Below are 7,264 nucleotides of genomic sequence, written 5' to 3'. Positions count from 1 at the left end.
AAGATAGCAAACTGGATGTGATCATAGATCTTGATGAAAATACATTAAGCAAAGTGTGCACCATAGATTCAAAAGTTGATGCAATTCAATCAACATTAAATAGCATAGATTTTGATGGCAGTGTGATCGACCAAGTTGACAGTAAACTGTGCGCATTGGATATGTTCATTCGCAGCACAGAAGATAGCAAACTGGATGTGATCATAGATCTTGATGAAAATACATTAAGCAAAGTATGCACTATAGATTCAAAAGTTGATGCAATTCAATCAACATTAAATAGCATAGATTTCGATGGCAGTGTGATTGACCAAGTTGATAGTAAACTGTGCGCATTGGATATGTTTATTCGTGGCACCGAAGATAGTAAGTTAGATGTTATCATTTCAACATTAGATAATATTGATCTTGACGGTAGTGTGATCGATTCAGTTGATAGTAAACTGTGCGCATTGGATATGTTTATTCGTGGCACAGAAGATAGCAAACTGGATGTGATCATCGATCTTGATGAAAATACATTAAGCAAAGTGTGCACCATAGATTCTAAAGTTGATGCAATTCAATCAACATTAAATAGCATAGATTTCGATGGCAGTGTGATTGACCAAGTTGATAGTAAACTGTGCGCATTGGATATGTTTATTCGTGGCACCGAAGATAGTAAGTTAGATGTTATCATTTCAACATTAGATAATATTGATCTTGACGGTAGTGTGATCGATTCAGTTGAATCTAAACTCTGTGCACTCGATCTGTTTATCCGTGGCACCGAAGATAGCAAGTTGGATCTGATCATTGATCAAAATATCACTATCGACAGTAAAGTTGATGTGGTTGACAATGAAATTGAGCAAGTTCAGTTGACTGCAAACACTATTGAATCAAAAGTATGTGCAATAGATTCTAAAATAAATAATATTGACTTTGATGGCAGTGTAGTTGATATTGTTGAATCAAAACTCTGTGCACTCGATCTGTTTATCCGTGGCACTGAAGATAGCAAGTTAGATCTGATCATTGATCAAAATATCACTATCGATTCTAAAGTTGATGTGATTGATGCTGAAGTTGAGCAAGTTCAGTTGACTGCAAACACTATTGAATCAAAAGTATGTGCAATAGATTCTAAAATAAATAATATTGACTTTGATGGCAGTGTAGTTGATATTGTTGAATCTAAACTCTGTGCACTCGATCTGTTTATCCGTGGCACTGAAGATAGCAAGTTGGATGTGATCATTAATCTTGATGAAACAATTGACAGTAAAGTTGATGTCATTGATGTAGAAGTTGAACAAGTTCAAATGACTGCAGACACTATCGAATCAAAAGTTTGTGTGATCGACAGTAAAGTTGATATCATTCAATCGTTGATTGAAAATGCAGACTTTGATGGCAGTGTAATAGATGATGTTGAAAGTAAATTATGTGCACTTGACCTATTTGTTCGCGGCACTGTTGAAAGTAAGATTGACCTTATTGCCATGACTGAATGTGGTACGCCAATTTTACAATCAGATATTCCAAAAGTGATCTCCGAACCAGGTAGATACTGTTTGGCTGAAAACGTTGATCATGATGGTGTTGGAGCAGCAATTACAATTTCAGTATCAAATGTTTCATTAGATATGAATGAAAGAACCGTATCCGGTGGAGCTGCAGGCGTAAATGGAATAGAGTTGTCTTCAGGTGTTTCAAATGTCTTCATCTTTGATGGCACAATTAGCGATATGACATCTGACGGTATTTTGGCAACTGCTGCAACTTCAAATGTGATAATTGATGGTGTAGATGTTTATGATAACGGAGCAAGTGGTATGAACTTCACCAGTCCAACTGACTTGAAATTATTTAATAGTTGTCTGGAAGGAAATACCGGATCAGGATTGTCATTAACAACAGCATCAAGAACATTGATAAACAATTGTGCAGCTTCAAACAACACAGTTAATGGTTTCTTATCAACAACAGGTGATAACATTATAATTGAAGAATCTGTAGCTATGGAAAACGGCACCAATGGTATTGCTTATGCGACAACTACAACATCTAAAGTTATAAGATGTGCAACAATGTCAAATACTGAAGATGGTATTTCGTTAACGAATTGTATTGATTGTGAGATTGTTGAATGTAACAGTCTTGGAAATACGGCCAATGGTATTCATCTTGATGGTTCAACTCCGGGCACACAAAATTGTTATATTCATGATAATACTTTAGTGAGAAACGGAAACATTAACTTCTTAGAAGAATCTGCAAATGGTCCAAACTCAATTCTTGGAAACTATGCACAAAACCCAAGTCTTGCGCGTAACTATTGCCAAGGATTAAGTGGTATCACTACAGTGACATTACAACAATCTGTACCGTTTATATCTTCACCAACTCCTTGGGATAATATAAATATGATTCCATAATGAAACGGAATTTAAAATAAAAAAAGGGCCTAGAATTTTCTAGGCCCTTTTTTTTATGCGCTCGGCATGGACGCAGTCTACGACGCAGTCTATGTCCACAAGCGTATGCACAAAACAATAATAACTTGATATTAAGTGCTATAACATAGATCTCATCGTGCCGTGTGCGTTGAAGCTGGAAACTTACTCCTTCGCTGAAGCTTCTGCGCACAAGTCAGAGGACAGACCTGCGAAGTTTTATGCGAAGTACGGTTAGCGACGGCTGGGAATGACAGAAAATAAAACAATTTGCCCATTTTGTCATTCCTTCCAGCCGACGCCAAGGCTATGGCGGACAGGCGAAGGGAATCCAGCGGTGACCGGCCTAATGCTAATAAAGTCTTGGCTAATGATATGCATTATCTAAAGAGTATTGTAAAGTAAAATTCAAAAATATTAAAAACCAATCATTCTCCAAACGAACAAACTTTTTTGGCCAAGTATTCTTCTAGACCACACCGATTTCCGCTGGATTCCCTTCAGGAATGACAAAATAGGCAAATTGCTTTGTTTTTTTGTGTCTGGATTATTATCACATATTCTATTTAAGAATTGTTTGAACATACTTGATGACAAAATGAAGAAAATGTTTTTTGTTGTAAAGAATGGATAAATTTTAAAAAGTATCCTTTAGGTTGAAATTTAAGTCTTCACAAAAAAACTACTCAGTAAAATTTGTAATGTTACATTAAAAAAAGGGTAGTTCTCACTACCCTTTAAGATTAAGTATCGCTTATATACTTTTGAACTCGGCATTAATTTTCTGAACAGTTTGTTCAAAATTTTTTAAATTGGAAGGAATATGTTTAAGTTGCTTAATACGATTAGCCATTTGTTGTATGCCGGTTGCGTTTTCTTTTAATATGTTCTCAACACGTTTTTTAATATTTGTGCGTTCTTGTCGGTCAATTCCTTTAAGCCAACGTTTTGCATTTTGGAGACTCCGCAATGCACTACTTAATTTTGCATTAGCCTTGTCTATATTCTCAGGTGCTTTGCCTTTCACAACAGTTGGTGTAGGTCTTTGTTGAGGAGCTGATATTTCTTGTTGTCCAGGTGTTTTTGTTTTTCCTGTTTCATTTTTTTGTTTTTCAGTTTGCTCAAATTTGCATAAAGTTTCATTAAGCATGTTTTTTAAAATTTCAGCTTCATCGTGTGTTTGTGCAAATGTAGTTAATTTATTCAGTTCATTTTTTGTTATTTTTTTGTATAATATAGGCCCTAATGCCCGAAAAACTTTTTTTTGATGTTCATTTAATTTTTTATATTTTTTTTCTTCTTGTTCATTGCGGTTTCTCGATGGTGTCAAACGATTCAATGCATTTTCTATTGGCACTTCTTCAACAAGTATTCCATAAAGTTCGACTGCTTTACGCAAGGGTTCCAGATTATCGGTTGTTGAAAGGTCTTGAAAATATTGAATAAGATCAATATTTGGAACAAGGTTATTTCTTGTATATAAATCAGTATACACTTGATGACCTAAAATGCCGTATAATTTTCTTTTTTGTGCGTCGGGTAAAACATTTTTTGCTTGATCCAATTCAGTAAGATATCGTTCTTTATCTTCTCCGTCCGGAAGGTTTTGTATATCTGGCTCTCGCTTAATCAATTGAGTAAAGTAATCTTCCCGCCTTGAAGGGACATCACATAACTTTTGTAATTCTTGCTCAATATTTGTTGACTCGGCATCCGGTTGTTCATTATCACCGCTATAACTGGTTCCAACAGATAGTAAAAACATACATAGTAAAACAATGTATGTGTATTGTACAGTTCTTAAACTCATCACTGACTTCTCCTTTTTTATTTTCCCATTAACTATCTCAAGCTGCCGGTGCTGTCGATGCCACAAAACTTTCTAATTTTTCTTTTGATGATAATTCATCAGTTGAAAGCATAGTGTCACTCGCCTCTTTTAAATCTTTTTCAAAGCTATCAATATGTTTTTTTATATCAGGACTTTTGATTGCACCAGTATCTTTTGCATTTTTATCAGGACCAATATCTTTGCCTTTTTTATCGTCGGTTCCTTTTTTGCCGTCTTTTTTGTCATCTTTTTTTGCCGCACCGGTTTTATCACCACCACTCATTTTTCCTGAAGGAGATTTTTTTGCACCGGGTGCAGTTTCTGATTCGCCGGATGTTCCGGATGCACTGCCTGAACGAGGTGAATATCCGGGAATACCTAAATCATCTAAACTCGGTAAAGAAAGGCCATTTTTACGCTCTGCTTTTCCCGCAACACGTGTTGGACGGCTTGGTTGAAATGCTTTTGATTGAGTCAATGCGCTTTTGGCAGCTTTTTCTTCCTGTTCACGTAACTGTTTTGCCGTAACATCAAATTCAGCAATTATTTTTTGCAATTCATCAGGAAGATTTAAGCGATACAATGCTTCAGTTAAAGCATTGATAACATGAGCAATTGCATTTTTTGTTTGTTTACTCATGCTTGCAATAGCAAATGCATTAACTTCGATCAAAGGAACTTCACGTGTAAGTTTTGCTTCAAGTTGTTTTAAGCTTTGAATTAAAGGCTCATTTTTGAGTAAAGCATCAATATGCTTCATGCCTATCTTTGGATCTTTTTCTTTAAATCTACTCAATAGGGTAATGAATTTGTTTAATGCATCTTTAAATGTTGCCCACTTTTGACCTTCTTGCCAATCATTTAAACGTCTTTGTTTCGCCCAACGTTCAACTTTGCCATCAAAGTTAGGAAAGGCTGCAGCTTTATCTAAGAATTTTTCAATTGATCTGACAATACTTTGAAGTATTTCGGAGATTTCTTTTGTTTCTTTGGCTGATCTAGGTGCCGGCTTAATTTCTTCTTTTTTTTCTATTGGTTTTTCTTCGGGAATTTCCGGTTCAAGTTCTTCAGCTTTGCCTGGTTCGGCAGTGATCAGATCCATAAGGTATTTTTCTTTTTCTTCATCACTCATGTTGGCTGTTGCTTCTTCCAATCGTTCAGTCTCTTTTGCAACTTCTTGCCAAAAGGTATCACGTTGATCTTCCGGCAATGCACTGTTAATTTCTTCCATAAGTTGATTGAGAAGTTCTTCTTCACTCATGTTTGGATCGAATCCGGGAATGGGCGCAGCTCCGGAATAGAGAGGATTACAAAACAGTATTAAAATGAACAAAGAGGTAGAAAAGAGATGTTTGAAATTCATAATATAAGACTCCTGAAAAATTCTTGCTTTATTTAATTTTATATAGCACGTTACTTTAGTGTATACCATTTTAATAATATACAAAAGAACAGCAGGTTTTTAAACGGTATTTTAATGTATGATGCATATTAAAAATAAGTGTAAACAGAATCAAACCAATGGTTTTTTATTAATTGAATTTATCATTTCATTTTCTCTTTTAAGTTTTGTAGTTCTTTTATTGGCACAATCATTTTTTTCTTCGATGAATCAATATCACCAAGCAAAAATGCGCATGCAAGCTTTGCATAAAGCACAAAACCAAATAGAACTCATATGGACAGGGAAATCATCAACAATAGAAATAGGTGATGGGTATACCGTTGAGATTAAAGAAATGCCTATACAGCAATCCCATGCATTGCCTAGCAGACCAAAAATGTATCAACAATTGGTAGAGGTTGCATGGAAATGCAAAGGAGAAAATAAAAAAATCTGCTTATTCGGGGGCATAAAGGAAGGGTGATGCACGGTTTTATACTTATATCATGGATGATGCAATTTTTTTTGTGCATACTTATCACAACGATTACATTTTCTTTGGTTACAGATTGGAACAAAAAATTACATACGATTAATCGTTCATTTAATCATTTTTTGACGTTGCCAATAGCGTTTGATGTTTTGGCCCGTGATGCGCAGTCTGTTGATGCTCAAGATATAAACATATACCATCATCAAGTTGATATTAACGAAAAATATAAAAAAATATGCTGGAAATATGAAAATAATAGTTTGTTTCGCATAATACGTAATTATGATAAAAAAGAAGAGCGATGGAGACAATCAAATAAAAGCTTAGTTGCAACGCAGATTAATTCTATTGTTTTCAGTTCAATCACAAGTAAAAATAGCGATACTTCACTTGTCGGCATTGAAATCAATTATAATCAAAAAAAAGATATGAAAACCTATAAGAAGATTATCAGCTTGCATAATGGAAGAGTTATATGAACATAAAAGCCTGTAGCGGATCGTCAATTGTGTTGGTCATATGTACATTAGCAGCACTGAGTCTATTGCTGTTGCATACACATAGACGTTCATCATTAGTGTTGTTAACGGTAATTGAAAGGGAGCAACAGGTTAAACATAGTTATGCAACCCATGCACTTATGCTATACGCAATACAGTTAGCTAAGAAAAATTGGAGCCATATTGTTGCATCTATTGAAAAAGAGCCATATGCGATCGACGATTTTTTATGGAACATTGATGAAAGTAAAGAGGGCAATGCAACCTGTATATTTAAAAAAGCTGAAGATAACACAATCTGTATTGAGGCAACATTGGCTCGAGAATTGGTTGCACATGCATTACAGGTTATTATTGAGTTAAATGATATAGATGATGAAAAGTGTAAACAGGTTATCATTCGCCAATGGAAAACGGTTTAGTGCTTATAAGGAAAGTCTTATTTCTATTTTTACTCTGTCGTTGCGTGTCGCATAACAGTCTTATATTATGAAAACATTATGAACTCATCTTACGCACTCACAGATTTAATAACTTATTTTAGAAGAAACTCTTTTTAAAACGCACATTCAATATTGAAGTGCATAATTTAAATCAAAGCCAGTATCCTGTAAA

General features: G+C 34.9%; 6 protein-coding genes. 4 read left to right on the top strand and 2 right to left on the bottom strand.

The genetic code is table 11. From position 1 onward, the window contains the following. A partial coding sequence (locus tag WD055_00295) for a right-handed parallel beta-helix repeat-containing protein (protein MEX0848650.1) occupies positions 1-2,423 on the top strand: 2,423 nt, incomplete at its 5' end. A gap of 772 nt (positions 2,424-3,195) precedes the next feature. Here the strand turns inward: WD055_00295 and WD055_00290 are convergent. Both WD055_00290 and WD055_00285 read right to left on the bottom strand, forming a co-directional pair. Next, a complete protein-coding gene (locus tag WD055_00290) occupies positions 3,196-4,251 on the bottom strand; it encodes a hypothetical protein (GenBank protein ID MEX0848649.1) in 1,056 nt (351 codons plus the stop codon). A gap of 37 nt (positions 4,252-4,288) precedes the next feature. Further along, complete coding sequence (locus WD055_00285; protein ID MEX0848648.1) at positions 4,289-5,635, bottom strand: hypothetical protein; 1,347 nt, start codon at positions 5,633-5,635, stop codon at positions 4,289-4,291. Positions 5,636-5,753: 118 nt separating this feature from the next. Here WD055_00285 and WD055_00280 point away from each other — a divergent pair, with 118 nt between their 5' ends. From WD055_00280 to WD055_00270, 3 genes are read left to right on the top strand one after another with little or no spacing between them, the layout of a single operon-like run. Then, positions 5,754-6,140 carry a hypothetical protein gene (locus WD055_00280; protein ID MEX0848647.1) on the top strand — a complete coding sequence of 129 codons (387 nt, stop codon included), beginning with the start codon at positions 5,754-5,756 and terminating at the stop codon, positions 6,138-6,140. Beyond that, the gene (locus tag WD055_00275; GenBank protein MEX0848646.1) at positions 6,140-6,628 is read left to right on the top strand and encodes a hypothetical protein; all 489 of its coding nucleotides are present in this window, start codon (positions 6,140-6,142) and stop codon (positions 6,626-6,628) included. Before WD055_00280 ends, WD055_00275 begins: the two co-directional genes overlap by 1 nt. Next, the gene (locus WD055_00270; protein MEX0848645.1) at positions 6,625-7,071 is read left to right on the top strand and encodes a hypothetical protein; all 447 of its coding nucleotides are present in this window, start codon (positions 6,625-6,627) and stop codon (positions 7,069-7,071) included. The genes WD055_00275 and WD055_00270 overlap by 4 nt, the downstream gene beginning before the upstream one ends. The last annotated feature ends 193 nt before the right edge of the window (positions 7,072-7,264 follow it).

The sequence above is a fragment of the Candidatus Dependentiae bacterium genome, from assembly GCA_040878395.1.
Lineage (GTDB): Bacteria > Babelota > Babeliae > Babelales > Vermiphilaceae > JAKBEL01.
This window is presented reverse-complemented; position numbering and strand designations above follow the sequence as displayed.

What these genes read in the sequence shown, in the direction of transcription:
- WD055_00290 (MEX0848649.1), bottom strand. Translation starts at nt 4,251, where the DNA reads ATGAGTTTAAGAACTGTACAATACACATACATTGTTTTACTATGTATG.
- WD055_00285 (MEX0848648.1), bottom strand. Translation starts at nt 5,635, where the DNA reads ATGAATTTCAAACATCTCTTTTCTACCTCTTTGTTCATTTTAATACTG.
- WD055_00280 (MEX0848647.1), top strand. Translation starts at nt 5,754, where the DNA reads ATGATGCATATTAAAAATAAGTGTAAACAGAATCAAACCAATGGTTTT.
- WD055_00275 (MEX0848646.1), top strand. Translation starts at nt 6,140, where the DNA reads ATGCACGGTTTTATACTTATATCATGGATGATGCAATTTTTTTTGTGC.
- WD055_00270 (MEX0848645.1), top strand. Translation starts at nt 6,625, where the DNA reads ATGAACATAAAAGCCTGTAGCGGATCGTCAATTGTGTTGGTCATATGT.